Genomic DNA, 15,945 nt, shown 5'->3' on the forward strand with positions numbered 1-15,945 from the left:
GCGGGTATGAAAAGGTTTCCTTATGTCCGAGCAGTTCCTCTATTTCTTGCAGCAGATGTTTAACGGCGTCACGCTGGGAAGCACCTATGCGCTGATCGCCATCGGTTACACGATGGTGTACGGCATTATCGGCATGATCAACTTCGCCCACGGCGAGGTGTATATGATCGGCAGCTATGTCTCGTTTATGATCATCGCCGCGCTAATGATGATGGGCATTGATACCAGCTGGCTGCTGGTGGCGGCCGGATTCGTCGGTGCTATCGTGATTGCCAGCGCCTACGGCTGGAGTATTGAGCGCGTGGCGTACCGGCCTGTGCGCAGTTCCAAGCGCTTGATCGCCTTAATTTCCGCCATTGGGATGTCTATCTTCCTGCAAAACTATGTCAGCCTGACCGAAGGCTCGCGTGATGTGGCGCTGCCCAGCTTGTTTAACGGCCAGTGGACTATCGGCAGTAGCGAAAACTTCTCTGCGTCCATCACCACCATGCAGGCGGTTATCTGGATTGTGACCTTCCTGGCGATGCTGGCACTGACGATTTTCATCCGATACTCGCGTATGGGTCGCGCCTGTCGCGCCTGCGCAGAAGATCTGAAAATGGCGAGTTTGCTCGGCATAAATACTGACCGCGTGATTGCCCTGACCTTTGTGATCGGCGCAGCAATGGCGGCGGTGGCGGGCGTGCTGCTCGGTCAGTTCTACGGGGTTATCAACCCGTATATCGGCTTTATGGCCGGAATGAAAGCCTTTACCGCAGCGGTGCTTGGCGGCATCGGCAGCATCCCTGGGGCGATGATCGGCGGCCTGATTCTTGGCGTGGCGGAAGCGCTTTCCTCTGCTTATCTGAGTACGGAATACAAAGATGTGGTGTCGTTCGCACTGCTGATAATCGTGCTGCTGGTGATGCCGACCGGTATTCTGGGTCGCCCGGAGGTAGAGAAAGTATGAAACCAATGCACTTTGCGATGGCGTTGCTCTCTGCCGTCATGTTTTTCATCCTGGCGGGCGTATTTATGGGCGTCCAACTGGAGCTGGATGGCACTAAGTTGGTCGTTGATGTCGCCAGTGATATTCGCTGGCAGTGGGTGTTTATCGGCACTGGGGTCGTTTTTCTGTTCCAACTGCTGCGCCCGGCTTTTCAACACAGCCTGAAGCGGGTTTCCGGCCCGAAGTTTATTCTGCCAGCGATTGACGGCTCTACCGTCAAACAAAAGCTGTTCCTGGTGGCGCTGCTGGTGATTGCTGTGGCGTGGCCGTTTATGGTCTCACGCGGGACGGTAGATATCGCCACTCTGACGATGATTTATATCATCCTGGGTCTGGGCTTAAACGTGGTGGTGGGGCTTTCCGGGTTGTTGGTGCTGGGCTACGGTGGTTTTTATGCCATCGGTGCTTACACCTTCGCGCTGCTGAACCACTATTACGGTCTCGGTTTCTGGACCTGTCTGCCGCTGGCGGGGTTGGTCTCTGCAGCTGCAGGTTTCCTGCTCGGTTTCCCGGTACTGCGCCTGCGTGGCGACTATCTGGCGATTGTGACGTTAGGTTTTGGCGAGATCGTTCGTATTCTGCTGCTGAACAATACCGAAGTGACCGGTGGCCCGAACGGCATCAGCCAGATCCCAAAACCGACCTTCTTCGGCCTCGAGTTCAGCCGTAGCGCCCGCGAAGGCGGCTGGGATACCTTCAGCAACTTCTTCGGCGTGAAGTATGACCCGTCCGACCGCGTGATTTTCCTCTATCTGGTGGCGCTGCTGCTGGTAGTCTTCTCGCTGTTCGTCATTAACCGCCTGCTGCGTATGCCGCTGGGGCGCGCGTGGGAAGCCTTGCGTGAAGATGAAATCGCCTGCCGTTCGCTGGGCTTAAACCCAACGCGTATTAAGCTGACTGCTTTTACCATCAGTGCCGCGTTTGCCGGTTTTGCCGGAACGCTGTTCGCCGCGCGTCAGGGCTTCGTTAGCCCGGAGTCCTTCACTTTTGCCGAATCGGCCTTTGTGCTGGCGATTGTGGTACTCGGTGGCATGGGTTCGCAGTTTGCGGTGATCCTGGCGGCCATCCTGCTGGTGGTGTCGCGCGAACTGATGCGTGACTTCAATGAATACAGCATGTTAATGCTGGGTGGTTTGATGGTGCTGATGATGATCTGGCGTCCGCAAGGCTTGTTGCCGATGACCCGTCCACAGTTGAAACTGAAAAACGGGGAAGCGAAAGGAGAGCAGGCATGAGTCAGCCATTATTATCCGTTAACGGCCTGATGATGCGCTTCGGCGGTCTGCTGGCGGTAAACAACGTTGAACTGGAACTGAGACCGCAGGAAATTGTCTCGTTAATCGGACCGAACGGTGCGGGAAAAACCACGGTCTTCAACTGCCTGACCGGTTTTTATAAGCCGACCGGTGGGACGATTAAGCTGCGCGACCAGCATCTGGAAGGGCTGCCGGGCCAGCAAATCGCTCGTATGGGCGTGGTGCGTACCTTCCAGCACGTGCGTCTGTTTCGTGAGATGACGGTGATTGAAAACTTGCTGGTGGCACAACATCAGCAACTGAAAACCGGCGTCTTCTCAGGCTTACTGAAAACCCCGTCGTTCAAGCGCGCGCAGAGCGAAGCGTTAGACCGCGCCGCCACCTGGCTGGAGCGTATCGGCCTGCTGGAGCACGCTAACCGTCAGGCCAGTAACCTGGCCTACGGAGACCAGCGTCGCCTGGAGATTGCCCGTTGCATGGTGACTCAGCCGGAGATCCTGATGCTCGACGAACCCGCCGCAGGTCTCAACCCGAAAGAGACCAAAGAGCTGGACGAGCTGATTGCTGAACTGCGTAATCATCACAACACCACTATTTTGCTGATTGAACACGACATGAAGCTGGTGATGGGGATTTCAGATCGTATTTATGTGGTGAACCAGGGCACGCCGCTGGCGAACGGGACACCGGAACAAATCCGTAATAACCCGGACGTGATCCGCGCCTATTTAGGTGAAGCATAATGGGGGCGAACCATAAGATGGAAAAAGTCATGTTGTCCTTTGACAAAGTTAATGCCCACTACGGCAAGATCCAGGCGCTGCACGACGTCAGTCTGTATATCAATCAGGGTGAGATCGTGACGCTTATCGGTGCCAACGGTGCGGGTAAAACCACGCTGCTCGGTACACTGTGTGGCGATCCGCGTGCCACCAGTGGCCGCATTGTTTTTGATGGTAAAGACATTACCGACTGGCAGACGGCGAAAATCATGCGTGAAGCGGTGGCGATTGTCCCGGAAGGGCGTCGCGTATTTTCGCGCATGACGGTAGAAGAGAATCTGGCGATGGGCGGTTTTTTTGCCGAGAAGGATCAGTTTCAGGAGCGCATTAAGTGGGTGTATGAGCTGTTCCCACGCCTGCACGAGCGCCGTATCCAGCGAGCGGGTACCATGTCTGGTGGTGAGCAGCAAATGCTGGCGATAGGCCGTGCGCTGATGAGCCAGCCACGCCTGCTGCTGCTTGATGAGCCGTCACTGGGTCTGGCACCGATCATCATCCAGCAGATCTTTAACACCATTGAACAACTGCGCGAGCAGGGGATGACCATTTTCCTCGTTGAGCAGAACGCCAACCAGGCACTGAAACTCGCGGACCGGGGCTATGTACTGGAAAACGGCCATGTGGTGCTGGAAGACACAGGAGAAGCATTACTGGCCAACGAAGCGGTGCGCAGCGCCTATCTGGGCGGCTAAATTCCCTTCTTCAGAAAAGGAGCCGAAATGGCTCCTTTTTATGCCAACATGTCAATATTGAGAATCGTTATCAATAATAAAGTAAACGCGGAGAAAGGATGATTCGTTCAGGCATCAGCAGGATTATTGGAAGTCTGTTTTTGGCGCTCTCATTTAACGTTCAGGCATTAGAACCACAAACGTTCGATCCGCGAGATCCCTCTATCTGGGAGGAAAAACCGGCCAACCCATTAACGCAGTCCAACTCACCCTGTGAAGTGTTCACCAGTTCAGTGTGCCCGAGTTGGGAGGATGAGAAATCGGATCTCCAGCGTGAGCGTGAGCGACGGGAACAGCAGCGTTTACAGAATGAGTACGAACGACGTTGGCGTAGAGATTAACGTTACCGGGGCGATCTCCTCCCCTGACTGGATAAGACGTTATGCCACCATCCGGCACAACCCCCCATTGTGCTGCCATACGTGTCTCAGCTCCCACTTTCCTTTCTCATAACCTTCACTGCCTTGCCATCTCTCTGTCGCCTTACTATCTTTTTTTTGTAATAAAAAAGTTATTTTTCTGTCATTCGAGCATGTCATGTTACCCCCGCGAGCATAAAACGCGTGATATCGCGCATCCGGCACAACAAGAGAGATAACCGATGATATCGTTACGACATACCGCTTTAGGACTGGCACTCAGTCTGGCATTTGCAGGACAGGCGCTGGCAGTCACCACCATTCCGTTCTGGCATTCAATGGAAGGTGAACTGGGAAAAGAAGTCGATTCGCTGGCGCAACGTTTTAATGCAGCTAATCCCGATTACAAAATTGTTCCGCAGTACAAAGGCAACTACGAGCAGAGCCTGAGCGCGGGTATTGCCGCCTTCCGTACCGGAAACGCGCCTGCGCTGCTGCAGGTTTATGAAGTGGGCACGGCAACGATGATGGCCTCAAAGGCGATTAAGCCGGTCTATGAGGTGTTTAAAGAGGCTGGTATTAACTTCGATGAGTCTCAATTTGTGCCTACGGTTTCCGGTTATTACACCGATTCTAAAAGCGGACACCTGCTCTCCCAACCGTTTAACAGCTCCACCCCTGTGCTGTACTACAACAAAGATGCCTTCAAAAAAGCCGGTTTAGACCCCGAGCAGCCGCCGAAAACCTGGCAGGATCTGGCGGAATACACTGCGAAGCTGAAAGCGGCAGGCATGAAGTGCGGTTACGCCAGCGGCTGGCAGGGTTGGATCCAACTGGAAAACTTCAGTGCCTGGAATGGCTTGCCATTTGCGACCAAAAACAATGGTTTTGACGGCACGGATGCGGTGCTGGAATTCAATAAACCGGAGCAGGTGAAACATATTGCCCTGCTGCAGGAGATGAACAAGAAGGGCGATTTTAGCTACGTGGGGCGTAAAGATGAATCCACCGAGAAGTTCTACAACGGGGATTGTGCCATTACGACGGCTTCTTCCGGCTCTCTTGCTAATATTCGTCAATATGCCAAATTCAACTATGGCGTGGGCATGATGCCGTACGATGCCGATGTGAAGGGCGCGCCGCAAAACGCCATCATCGGCGGTGCCAGCCTGTGGGTAATGCAGGGTAAAGATAAAGCAACCTATGAAGGCGTGGCGCAGTTCCTCAACTTCCTGGCGAAGCCAGAAATTGCTGCAGAATGGCACCAGAAAACAGGTTATCTGCCGATCACCACCGCCGCTTACGATCTGACCCGCGAGCAAGGCTTCTATGACAAGAACCCAGGGGCGGATACTGCCACGCGTCAGATGCTGAACAAGCCACCGTTGCCGTTCACCAAAGGGCTGCGTCTGGGCAATATGCCGCAGATCCGCACTATCGTGGATGAGGAACTGGAAAGCGTCTGGACCGGCAAGAAAACCCCGCAGCAGGCGTTGGATTCTGCCGTTGAGCGCGGCAACCAGTTACTGCGCCGCTTCGAGCAGTCGACTAAGTCTTAAGTGTATAAGTGCCGGATAAGTGCAGCGCCATCCGGCACCTTTCAGGAAAAAACCTTCATGTCCTCATCCCGTCCGGTGTTCCGCTCGTGCTGGCTTCCCTATTTGCTGGTGGCCCCGCAGTTGGTTATCACCGTTATTTTCTTTATCTGGCCTGCGGGTGAAGCGTTGTGGTATTCGCTACAAAGCGTCGATCCGTTTGGCCTTTCCAGCCAGTTCGTGGGTCTGGAGAACTTCGTCACGCTGTTTCAGGACGTCTATTATCTGGACTCTTTCTGGACGACGATGAAATTCAGTACGCTAGTCACGGTGAGCGGCCTGCTGGTGTCGTTATTTTTTGCCGCACTGGTGAATTACGTGGTTCGCGGCAGCCGTTTTTACCAGACGCTGATGTTGTTGCCTTACGCGGTGGCCCCTGCCGTTGCTGCGGTGCTGTGGATCTTCTTGTTTAATCCTGGGCGCGGACTGATTACGCATTTTCTCGGTGAGTTTGGCTATGACTGGAACCATGCGCAAAACAGTGGTCAGGCAATGTTCCTCGTGGTGTTCGCCTCGGTCTGGAAGCAGATTAGTTACAACTTCCTGTTCTTCTTTGCGGCACTTCAATCTATTCCTCGCTCACTGATAGAAGCCGCCGCGATTGACGGCGCGGGGCCGATCCGTCGTTTCTTTAAGCTGGCGCTACCGCTGATTGCCCCGGTGAGCTTTTTCTTACTGGTGGTGAATCTGGTGTATGCCTTCTTTGACACCTTCCCGGTGATTGATGCCGCCACTGCGGGTGGGCCGGTACAGGCGACGACGACGCTGATTTATAAGATCTACCGTGAAGGATTTGTCGGGCTGGATTTGGCTTCCTCCGCCGCACAATCGGTGGTGCTGATGTTCTTCGTTATTATTTTGACGGTGGTGCAGTTCCGCTATGTGGAAAGTAAGGTGCGTTACCAATGATTGAGAATCGTCGCGGGCTGACAATATTCAGCCATACCATGTTGATTCTGGGGATCATGGTGATCCTGTTCCCGCTGTACGTTGCGTTTGTGGCGGCGACGCTGGATAACCAGGCGGTGTATGACGCGCCGATGACGCTGATCCCCGGTACCCATCTGCTGGACAACATGCACACCATCTGGGTCAACGGTGTGGGCGTTAATAGTGCGCCGTTCTGGCTGATGATGCTCAACAGTTTCATCATGGCGTTTAGCATTACGGTGGGGAAAATCACGGTGTCGATGCTCTCCGCATTCGCCATTGTTTGGTTTCGCTTTCCGCTGCGTAACCTGTTCTTCTGGATGATCTTTATTACGCTAATGCTGCCGGTGGAGGTGCGTATCTTCCCGACGGTGGAGGTGATTGCCAACCTGAAGATGCTCGATAGCTACGCGGGCCTGACGCTGCCGCTGATGGCTTCTGCCACCGCAACCTTCCTTTTTCGCCAATTCTTTATGACTCTGCCGGATGAACTGGTGGAAGCGGCGCGTATTGACGGCGCATCACCGATGCGTTTTTTCCGCGACATCGTGCTGCCGCTGTCGAAAACCAATCTGGCTGCGCTGTTTGTCATCACCTTTATTTACGGCTGGAATCAGTATTTATGGCCGTTGTTGATTATTACCGACGTTAACCTGGGCACTGCGGTGGCGGGTATCAAAGGCATGATCGCCACCGGTGAAGGTACGACGCAGTGGAACCACGTAATGGCAGCCATGCTGCTGACGCTTATCCCTCCGGTAATCATCGTTTTAGCCATGCAGCGTGCCTTTGTACGCGGCCTGGTCGATAGTGAGAAATAAAATGGCTGGTTTAAAACTACAAGCAGTAACCAAAAGCTGGGACGGTAAAACCCAGGTGATTAAACCGCTGACGCTGGATGTCGCGGACGGGGAATTTATTGTCATGGTGGGCCCATCCGGGTGCGGTAAGTCTACGCTGCTGCGGATGGTCGCCGGGCTGGAGCGGGTGAGCGGCGGCGATATCTGGATTGATCATAAACGCGTCACCGAGATGGAGCCGAAAGATCGCGGTATTGCGATGGTGTTCCAGAACTACGCGCTCTATCCGCATATGAGCGTGGAAGAAAATATGGCCTGGGGACTGAAAATTCGCGGCATGAGTAAAGAGCATATCGCTGAGCGCGTGAACGATGCCGCACGAATTCTTGAGCTGAGCGAACTGCTCAAACGCCGCCCGCGTGAGCTTTCCGGTGGACAGCGTCAGCGTGTGGCGATGGGGCGGGCAATTGTGCGTGAGCCGGCGGTATTCCTGTTTGATGAGCCGCTTTCCAACCTCGATGCCAAGTTGCGTGTGCAGATGCGGTTGGAGTTACAACATCTGCACCGGCGACTGAAAACCACCTCGCTGTACGTGACCCACGATCAGGTTGAGGCCATGACGCTTGCCCAGCGGGTACTAGTGATGAATAAAGGTGTGGCAGAGCAAATCGGTACGCCGGTTGAGGTGTACGAAAAACCGGCCAGTCGCTTTGTGGCGAGCTTTATCGGCAGTCCGGCCATGAACTTACTGGATGGACACATCAGTGCCACAGGCAGCCATTTTGAGCTGGAGAGCGGCATGTCATTGCCCCTCGGTAAGGATTATTCTCGCTACATTGGGCGTAAAATGACGTTGGGTATCCGCCCGGAGCATATTGCGCTAAGCTCGCAGGCCGAAGGCGGCGTGCCGCAGGTTTTAGACACACTGGAAATGCTGGGCGCGGATAACCTGGCCCATGGGCGCTGGGGCGAGCAAAAGCTGGTGGTGCGACTGGCGCATCAGTACCGCCCGACGGCAGGCAGCACGCTGTGGCTGCATCTGCCAGAAAACCATTTGCATCTCTTTGATGGCGAAACAGGACAACGAGTATGAGTAACTGGCCTTATCCCCATATTGTCGCCCATCGCGGCGGCGGTAAGTTAGCCCCAGAAAACACCCTGGTGGCAATCGACATGGGGGCGCGATACGGGCATACCATGATTGAATTTGACGCTAAATTGTCGAAAGACGGCGAGATCTTTTTGCTGCACGACGACAACCTCGAGCGCACCAGTAATGGCTGGGGCGTTGCCGGTGATCTGAACTGGCAGGATTTGCTGCGCGTGGACGCCGGGGGCTGGTTTAGCGGTGAGTTTAAAGGCGAGCCGTTGCCGTTGCTCTCGCAAGTGGCTGAGCGCTGCCGCCAGCACGGCATGATGGCGAATATTGAGATCAAACCGACTACCGGTACCGGAACGCTCACCGGAAAAGCCGTGGCGCTGGCCGCACGAGAGTTATGGGCAGGCATGACGCCGCCGCTGCTGTCATCCTTTGAAATTGATGCCCTGGAGGCGGCGCAGCAGGCCGTTCCTGAACTGCCGAGAGGTTTACTGCTTGATGAGTGGCGTGAGGACTGGCGTGAGCTGACAACGCGACTCGGCTGCGTCTCAATCCATCTTAATCATAAGCTGTTGGACGAAGCACGAGTGGATGCGTTACGTGATGCCGGATTACGCATATTGGTGTACACCGTCAACAAACCCCAGCGGGCGGCAGAACTGCTACGCTGGGGCGTGGACTGTATCTGTACCGATGCTATTGATGCGATCGGACCGGATTTTCAGCCCTGCTAAGGTCCAAGCGTTTTTAACGGGACGTTAGGCTGCGGCGTGCTGGAGGGCTTCAGCATGTCGCCGTTCTTTTTCTCCGACAGCATTTGCTGCTGTTTATTCAGCGTGCTGTCCGGATTACGGTTGGTGTTTAGCATCCCGCCGTTGTTGTTGGGCAGCATTTGCTGTTGACCGGTATTCAACTCCCCAGGCTGAGACTGGCGTACACGCTGGGAGTTGGTGTTGATCTGATTTTCCATATGCTGCTGTTGCATGCGCGTCTGCGTCTGCAACTGTTGATTCAGCATCCCTTTCTGCTGAATTTGCTGTGATTGCATTTGTGTCTGCATCCGCTGCTGACTCGGGATCTGATAACCCGGTTGATTCGGGTTATTCATGGTGTTGATGGGCTGTGCAAAGCCTGCAAACGGCAATAGCATGGCTAAAATCAAGAGTCGTTTCATCGCTTTTCTCCTCTCGGGGATCTCTTAAGTTTACTCCTTTCTCGCCGTTACGATGATTATTTCAGAGTTATGCACCAGGCTTAGTGGGGGCTGACCCCCGTACATCTGGAGAATAACGATGATAAAACCGACGTTTTTACGCCGGGTAGCCATTGCTGCTCTGCTCTCAGGAAGCTGTTTTAGTGTTGCTGCAGCACCGACTGCACCGCCACCGGTGTCATACGGTGTGGAAGAAGATGTGTTTCATCCGGTGCGCGCACAGCAGGGGATGGTCGCCTCCGTGGATGCGATGGCCACGCAGGTTGGGGTGGATATCTTAAGGCAGGGCGGTAACGCGGTAGATGCCGCCGTGGCCGTAGGTTACGCACTGGCGGTGACGCATCCCCAGGCGGGGAACCTGGGTGGTGGGGGATTTATGCTGCTGCGCACCAAAGACGGGAATACGACCGCTATCGATTTCCGTGAAATGGCACCCGCTGGCGCGACCCGCGACATGTTCCTTGATGAGCAAGGCAATGCCGATGCTAAAAAGTCGCTGACCTCGCATCTGGCATCCGGCACGCCTGGCACGGTGGCGGGTTTCTCGCTGGCGCTGGAGAAATACGGCACGATGCCGCTGAACAAAGTGGTGCGCCCGGCGATGAAGCTGGCGGAAGAGGGCTTCGTGGTTAACGATGCGCTGGCCGACGATCTAAAAACCTATGGCAGCGAAGTGATCCCTAATCACGAGAACAGCAAAGCCATTTTCTGGAAAAACGGCGAGCCGCTGAAAAAGGGCGACAAGCTGGTACAGAAAAACCTGGCGAAAAGCCTCGAGATGATTGCCGAGAATGGCCCGGATGCGTTTTATAAAGGGACGATTGCCGATCAGATAGCCGAGGAAATGCAGAAAAACGGTGGGCTGATGAGCAAAGACGATTTAGCCGCCTATAAAGCCGTGGAGCGTAAACCGATTAGCGGCGACTATCGCGGGTATCAGGTCTTCTCGATGCCGCCTCCGTCCTCTGGCGGTATTCATATCGTGCAGATCCTCAATATTCTCGAAAACTTTGATATGAAGAAGTACGGGTTTGGCAGTGCCGATGCCATGCAGGTGATGGCGGAAGCAGAGAAGTATGCTTACGCCGACCGCTCTGAATACCTTGGCGATCCGGATTTTGTGAAGGTGCCGTGGCAGGCGCTGACCAACAAAGCCTATGCCAAATCGCTTGCCGATCAGATTGATATCAATAAAGCTAAACCCTCCAGCCAGATTAAACCTGGCAAGCTTGCCCCGTATGAAAGCAATCAGACCACCCATTTCTCGGTGGTGGATAAAGACGGTAACGCCGTGGCGGTGACTTACACCCTGAACACCACCTTCGGGACAGGTATTGTGGCGGGTAACACTGGCATTCTGCTCAATAACGAAATGGACGATTTCTCGGCCAAACCGGGTGTGCCGAACGTTTACGGGCTGGTGGGCGGTGATGCTAACGCGGTAGGGCCGAACAAGCGCCCACTGTCGTCCATGTCGCCGACCATTGTGGTGAAAGACGGTAAAACCTGGCTGGTGACCGGTAGCCCAGGCGGCAGCCGAATTATCACCACCGTGCTGCAAATGGTAGTGAACAGCGTTGATTTTGGCATGAACGTTGCCGAAGCCACCAACGCGCCGCGTTTCCATCATCAGTGGTTGCCGGATGAACTGCGCATCGAGAAAGGCTTCAGCCCGGATACCATCAAACTGTTGGAGCAAAAAGGGCAAAAAGTCGTGCTAAAAGAGGCGATGGGCAGTACGCAGAGTATTATGGTCGGACCGGATGGTGCACTGTATGGTGCATCCGATCCGCGTTCCGTCGATGATTTAACGGCGGGGTACTGATTTTTGATTCCTGGCCCGGTGTCAGACACCGGGCATTTTCTGATTATGCCGTGAGTAACTGCGCTGGATTATCAATACAGAGCTTGCGAAGAGTATCTTTGTCTACTCCACGGGCAGCCAGATAGGCGAGGAAAACATTCGGGACAAATCCCCAGCCATTCCCCCCATTTTTTGCCCACATCTGTTTGAGAAAAACATCATGGCTTAATACGATCTGGTCGGCGTAACCCAGTTCAATCAGATGTGCTACCGCATCGGCGGTCTCCTGAACACCTGGGGCGATACCTTCTTTCGGGAAAGTAATGTCCAGACCAATCATGTCAAATTCAAGCCATACGCCGCGGTCGAGCATTTTACGTTGATAGGCGACATCCTTGCCTGAAGGATCCGAATGTGCCAGCGAGACTTTTGCCGGAGAGACGTTCATTTCTTCAAGGACAATATCCAGCACTTCATCACCCAGCCGCAGCCACCCTGGCATATGGATATTCATCGCCGTATGGGGATTATTACGTTGTGCCAGACAAGCAGCCCGTAGGCTGTTACGCTCCGCTTGTGTAAAAGCGGGTGATACGCCAATTTCACCGATCATTCCGGCGCGAATATCCGTTTCGCCGATCCCCTGATTCAGTTCCTTATCAATGAGTGAGGCTATCAACTCGACAGGTTTATGGATCCTTGAGCTTTCAAACTTCTCCAGATAAGGTCCTGATGAAGCAACGATATTCAAACCAGTTTTTAATGCCACTTCCCGTAATGATGTGGCGTCCCGACCGATAGATTCAGAACCCGTCGCGTCAACAATAGTCCTGCCTCCCAGCGACATAAAGTTATTGATTTCAAAGATGACATCATCAATCTCTTTTCTGTCCATGTTATCGGCACAGCAGTATGGGTCGTGTTTCAGCCCCCACTGTAGGTCTGCACTGACTTTTTTCCCCACGAGCTGCTGCGAGAATTCATAATGTGGCTCGTCAACAACGGATGACAAATCGTTAAACAGGTGCTCATGCGGTAGCGTCAGACCCATATCCGTGTGTGCCACAGGGCCTGTTACGGTTTGCAGGAAACCTTTCATCCTGACACCTCCATTTTTTGCGACATTTTGGATGCTCTGTATTCGGGGATGGTGGTAACAATTGCGCCCACTAGCGCGAATAATGTACCGATGATGGTGACCATATAGACCGTATTGCCTAATGATGGGATCAATTCATCAATCAACACCGAGCCCAAAAGCTGACCAGCTGTAGAAGCAACACCAAGCATCAACAGCCCTAAGCCTCTGACCAGAATAGCCATCAGCCCAATGGATAGCAGACCCAGTGGGCCACCAAGATACATCCACCACGTATCGGGTAACTGGACGGTGACATGACCTAATGCGACACGTATTGCCAGCGCTGCGCCCAGTACACAAAAGCCGACGATGAAGTTCCAGGTAATGGAAACCAGCATAGAGCCCGTAGCCTCGGCAACTTTGGCATTCCCCGCAGGCTGCCAGCCAGCGAGTAATCCGGCCAAAAATGGAAGAATAGCGAGCAGGATAAATGAGGTTGAGTGCCACTGCGGCGATACGACAAAAACCGTGGCAATAACAGCGAACAATGCGCCAGCAACGCGCCATGGCGTGAAATATTTCTTCTCATCCACTCCGACGCCAAAACGGTCGCAAAGCAGACCGGAAAGGAGAAGTGCGGAGATTAATGCAGTTTGAAAGGTGGCAACGCCCAACGCGCTGGCTGATGCACCTTCAGAAAATACGACCATCGCGCCGCATAACCCAGCAAACCAATTCCAAAGCGGGATTTTTCGCTTTTTAATCAGAGTAGGGATCGACGCGAATTGCTGGCGTGTTTCTTTGCGCGCAATAATAATAAAAAACATGACGACCAGACCGCTGGCAAACGAGATTACTGCGCAAGCATTACCATCTTGCAACCAGTGCCCCAACTGTCCATTAACCGCAGACTGCATTGGGGAAAGCATACCGGCTAAGATTGTCGCAAGCATCAGTAAGGGAGTTGAGTACTTATTCTTGTTCATACATCAATCCTTATTATATTTTATAAAAGGAGTAACTTTCGTTACTCCATTGTTTTTATTTTCTGGCGATGAATTGAAGTGTGTTAACCCACAGATCGGTATAAAACGGCCATGACATGAATTGCTGAGTTCCCCAGTGCGGCGAACAATCACTCATAAAGCAGGCTGTTTTACCTTGTTGGTATTCACCGAACACTAACAGTGGGTCATTATTTATGGTTAATACGACATCAGCATCTTCTTTAGCAACGACCTGGTTATATCCAAGAAATACTGGGTAGTTTGAGAATCCGTTAATGACAGGGTGTTCAGGCGAGATCGGTTCAGCATAGATACCCTCTGGTTTTTCTACTCGGTCATCGCCGTCAAGCATAATAACTGGCAAGACGTCAGCAATAATGGTGTTCTTATAATTGGCTTTTGCCTCAATGCCCATGAATGACAGATAGCCGCCAATCATGAGCAGTCCACCACCGTTTTTTACGTACTCTTTAATTGATTCCAGAGCATTTGGCTTTATTTTAAGTTGATAAAACGTCTCGTTTTGCAACAGGAATGTATTACTACCAATATCGCTAATGACAATGACATCATAACGGTTTAACTCATCAATGCTTTCTGGAAAGGCGATTTGCACAGTGTGAGCAGGCATGTAATCAACTTCTACACCGCCTTTCTTTAAACATTCCAGTAACCATGTAGCACCTTCTTCATATTTACTGGAGGTAAAGCTGTCATAACCTTTTGAATGAATCATGTGAATATGCCAGGATTCTCCAATAAAGAGCACCTTTAGTTTTTTCTGCATATTATTCATAGTCTGCTCCTTGATTTAGTGAGTAGAGATAGTTTGTTTATAATGTGAACCCTGAATGCGATGAAGAACGGATTCGTTTTCAGGCATGTCAGAGGCATTGGGTGTTTCAACAGCAAGCGAGGCGAATGCGCTGGCATAGCACAATGCGGATGCCAGTGATTTTCCTTTAGCAAGACCTGATGCGAGTGCGCCATTGAAGGCGTCACCAGCACCAGCGGTATTTTTTACAACTGCCGGGAATGCTGGGGAATAGATAAATTGTGTTCCGTCATAAGCGAGAGAACCTTTGCTACCTAATGTAATAATGGTATTTTTGACGCCTTTCTGATGAATTATCTTCGCTGCACATTTTGCTGATTCAATATCATTAACGGGCATATTTGCCAGTAGTCCGGCTTCGGTTTCATTTGGCGTGATGTAATCAATGTCATTAATGATGGTATTAACCATTTCATTGTATGGTGCCGGATTTATAATGACCGGGATGCCATTTTTTTGTGCGAGACGAATTGTTTGCTGAAGCGCGTCGTAATTTGTTTCCAGTTGTACAAGAACAATGTCTGAATGAACAATAGCTTCTTTTTGTATTGTTATTTCATCGGGGGAAATTGTCATATTAGCGCCAGGGTAGATAGCGATTACGTTATCACCGGTATCGCCATTAACCATTATTGTGGCAGTTCCTGTTTGGGTCTCTTTAGTCTGGTAAATAACACTTTTATGAATTTTTGATGAGTTTATAAAGTTAATGGCATAATCACTAAAATGGTCTGAGCCTACTTTAGTAATAAAATGCACATCAGAATCAGCATAGCTTGCGGCTAATGCCTGGTTACACCCTTTACCGCCTGGTGAAAAAATAAATTTATCGGCAAGTAATGATTCTCCTGTCGAGGGTAATCTCGGTAGGTAACTTATAATATCAACATTGAATGAGCCAATGACACATACGTTATTTTTCATGGCAGAGAGACCTTTTTTTATTTTCTGCGCTGATTCATATTTTTCCAGCACATAAGCAATTTCGTTTTTTGCAACGTTATCAAGAGAATCAAGGGTAATAAATGCACCACCATGACAGCGAGTGAGATATCCCTGTCCGGCAAGTTCATTGAGATCTGAGCGAATGGTTTCTTTTGTTACCTTGAGACTTTTCGCCAGATTCGAAACTTTTACAACTCCCGAAATACTGATTTCTTTCAATATTCTATGATGGCGTTCAAATTTCATTTTTTACCTCACCGTGGTTAAGTTAGTCCCAGGGGAAGTATATTGTTGTGATTGTCACCATAAAGTGATGTCAGAAACCAAAAAAAAACAAAAATGTAATATTAATATTGTTAAAGTTACGAAAAATAACGATGAAGATAAAAGATGGAATAACCATATGATTCAGGTGGTTGTTTAGCCTGTTCATGAAGGCGGGGGAGGTAAAAGGCTGCAATCAAAAGTTTTATGCCTGAACCAGATGGCGCTTCCGATCCTGGATTTTACGGCGGGATAT

Annotated in this window: 16 protein-coding genes; 11 read left to right on the top strand and 5 right to left on the bottom strand. The window is 51.7% G+C overall.

Annotation, left to right across the window (positions count from 1 at the left end; translation table 11 throughout):
- The first annotated feature begins 22 nt into the window (after positions 1–22).
- The 10 genes from livH to ugpQ all read left to right on the top strand — a co-directional run bounded on the left by livH (position 23) and on the right by ugpQ (position 9,274).
- Positions 23–949, top strand: a complete 927-nt coding sequence (gene livH / locus E4Z61_RS18355) for a high-affinity branched-chain amino acid ABC transporter permease LivH (protein WP_135324005.1) — start codon at positions 23–25, stop codon at positions 947–949.
- Positions 946–2,223 carry a branched chain amino acid ABC transporter permease LivM gene (livM, locus tag E4Z61_RS18360; protein WP_135324006.1) on the top strand — a complete coding sequence of 426 codons (1,278 nt, stop codon included), beginning with the start codon at positions 946–948 and terminating at the stop codon, positions 2,221–2,223. Before livH ends, livM begins: the two co-directional genes overlap by 4 nt.
- Entirely contained in the window at positions 2,220–2,987 is a 768-nt protein-coding gene (gene livG / locus E4Z61_RS18365; RefSeq protein WP_135324007.1) for a high-affinity branched-chain amino acid ABC transporter ATP-binding protein LivG, read from the top strand. The genes livM and livG overlap by 4 nt, the downstream gene beginning before the upstream one ends.
- Before the next feature lie 17 nt (positions 2,988–3,004).
- Positions 3,005–3,718, top strand: coding sequence for a high-affinity branched-chain amino acid ABC transporter ATP-binding protein LivF (livF, locus tag E4Z61_RS18370; RefSeq protein ID WP_135324962.1), 714 nt, complete (start codon positions 3,005–3,007; stop codon positions 3,716–3,718).
- 98 nt (positions 3,719–3,816) lie between these two features.
- Entirely contained in the window at positions 3,817–4,098 is a 282-nt protein-coding gene (locus tag E4Z61_RS18375) for a hypothetical protein (protein ID WP_135324008.1), read from the top strand.
- 260 nt (positions 4,099–4,358) lie between these two features.
- On the top strand, positions 4,359–5,675 hold the full coding sequence (gene ugpB / locus E4Z61_RS18380; protein WP_135324009.1) for a sn-glycerol-3-phosphate ABC transporter substrate-binding protein UgpB: 1,317 nt from the start codon (positions 4,359–4,361) through the stop codon (positions 5,673–5,675).
- Positions 5,676–5,732: 57 nt separating this feature from the next.
- Positions 5,733–6,620, top strand: a complete 888-nt coding sequence (gene ugpA / locus E4Z61_RS18385) for a sn-glycerol-3-phosphate ABC transporter permease UgpA (RefSeq protein ID WP_135324010.1) — start codon at positions 5,733–5,735, stop codon at positions 6,618–6,620.
- Positions 6,617–7,462: a sn-glycerol-3-phosphate ABC transporter permease UgpE gene (gene ugpE, locus E4Z61_RS18390; protein ID WP_135324011.1), complete on the top strand. Its 846-nt coding sequence runs from the start codon at positions 6,617–6,619 to the stop codon at positions 7,460–7,462. Before ugpA ends, ugpE begins: the two co-directional genes overlap by 4 nt.
- 1 nt (position 7,463) lies before the next feature.
- Positions 7,464–8,534, top strand: coding sequence for a sn-glycerol-3-phosphate import ATP-binding protein UgpC (locus E4Z61_RS18395; protein ID WP_135324012.1), 1,071 nt, complete (start codon positions 7,464–7,466; stop codon positions 8,532–8,534).
- Positions 8,531–9,274: a glycerophosphodiester phosphodiesterase gene (gene ugpQ, locus E4Z61_RS18400; protein ID WP_135324013.1), complete on the top strand. Its 744-nt coding sequence runs from the start codon at positions 8,531–8,533 to the stop codon at positions 9,272–9,274. Before E4Z61_RS18395 ends, ugpQ begins: the two co-directional genes overlap by 4 nt.
- Here the strand turns inward: ugpQ and E4Z61_RS18405 are convergent.
- Positions 9,271–9,714 (bottom strand): DUF2756 family protein, encoded by a 444-nt coding sequence (locus tag E4Z61_RS18405; RefSeq protein ID WP_135324014.1) that lies wholly within the window; start codon positions 9,712–9,714, stop codon positions 9,271–9,273. The two genes, ugpQ and E4Z61_RS18405, sit on opposite strands and share 4 nt — an antisense overlap.
- Before the next feature lie 118 nt (positions 9,715–9,832).
- Here E4Z61_RS18405 and ggt point away from each other — a divergent pair, with 118 nt between their 5' ends.
- The gene (gene ggt / locus E4Z61_RS18410) at positions 9,833–11,578 is read left to right on the top strand and encodes a gamma-glutamyltransferase (RefSeq protein ID WP_167817565.1); all 1,746 of its coding nucleotides are present in this window, start codon (positions 9,833–9,835) and stop codon (positions 11,576–11,578) included.
- Between the two features lie 43 nt (positions 11,579–11,621).
- Here the strand turns inward: ggt and E4Z61_RS18415 are convergent, their stop codons facing one another.
- The 4 genes from E4Z61_RS18415 to E4Z61_RS18430 are packed head-to-tail and all read right to left on the bottom strand — an operon-like array spanning position 11,622 to position 15,671.
- Positions 11,622–12,656 (bottom strand): phosphotriesterase family protein, encoded by a 1,035-nt coding sequence (locus E4Z61_RS18415; RefSeq protein WP_135324015.1) that lies wholly within the window; start codon positions 12,654–12,656, stop codon positions 11,622–11,624.
- A complete protein-coding gene (locus tag E4Z61_RS18420; protein WP_135324016.1) occupies positions 12,653–13,624 on the bottom strand; it encodes a DMT family transporter in 972 nt (323 codons plus the stop codon). The genes E4Z61_RS18415 and E4Z61_RS18420 overlap by 4 nt, the downstream gene beginning before the upstream one ends.
- Before the next feature lie 55 nt (positions 13,625–13,679).
- The gene (locus E4Z61_RS18425) at positions 13,680–14,441 is read right to left on the bottom strand and encodes a glutamine amidotransferase (RefSeq protein WP_135324017.1); all 762 of its coding nucleotides are present in this window, start codon (positions 14,439–14,441) and stop codon (positions 13,680–13,682) included.
- Positions 14,442–14,456: 15 nt separating this feature from the next.
- Positions 14,457–15,671, bottom strand: coding sequence for a PfkB family carbohydrate kinase (locus E4Z61_RS18430; protein ID WP_135324018.1), 1,215 nt, complete (start codon positions 15,669–15,671; stop codon positions 14,457–14,459).
- Positions 15,672–15,945 lie beyond the last annotated feature (274 nt).

Origin of the sequence: Citrobacter tructae (genome assembly GCF_004684345.1) — a bacterium.
In the GTDB taxonomy this organism is placed as follows: Bacteria; Pseudomonadota; Gammaproteobacteria; order Enterobacterales; family Enterobacteriaceae; genus Citrobacter; species Citrobacter tructae.